The organism is Citrobacter sp. Colony219 (assembly GCF_019382635.1).
Taxonomy (GTDB): domain Bacteria; phylum Pseudomonadota; class Gammaproteobacteria; order Enterobacterales; family Enterobacteriaceae; genus Citrobacter; species Citrobacter youngae.
The window spans coordinates 3,195,067-3,195,595 of record NZ_CP080033.1 but is presented as its reverse complement, the minus strand read 5'-3'; the positions used below and the strand labels follow the sequence as shown (position 1 = coordinate 3,195,595).

1 pseudogene is annotated in these 529 nt (G+C 46.9%); it reads right to left on the bottom strand.

Going from position 1 to position 529, the window contains the following annotated elements:
- Positions 1-529: pseudogene (locus JTI85_RS21500) on the bottom strand (type III restriction endonuclease subunit R); the annotation flags it as partial.

Below are 529 nucleotides of genomic sequence, written 5' to 3'. Positions count from 1 at the left end.
CTTTCTTCAGTATTGAGACCTGCGTTGGTAGCACTGGCAAGAAACGCCCTGAACGCTTCTAACTCAAGCCCTGGGTTGCTGTCTTTCCAGCGGCGGAAACGCTTTGCTTTGGTATCATCGAGAGTGAAACGCTTTTCCTTGTTCATTGAGCCTTGCGGCCTGCCTCTCTGTCCTTGTTCATCATCATCAATACCGAGATCTATGTACTCAATATTGTCTGTAAGAGATCTGGCCTGCCACTCATCAAAAACATAGACTATCTGCGTTTCAGTACTGTCAAAATTCCTCGAAATCCCTCGTAGTACGAACTGGTGTAAACTTTCGTATTCCCTTGCGATGTGTATCGCCTCGCCGTCAATCTTAAAGAACAATTCACACTGTTTAGCTTCTGTTTCAGAGGGACGCATACAAGCCAGCCAGACGCACGTATCAAGGTGCTGGTACTGGTTGAATCCTCTGGCATCCGGGCTTATCTCTGTGCCGTTTTTGAGACTCTGAGAGTCGCTTTTGTTCTTCGTCCAGTAGAAAT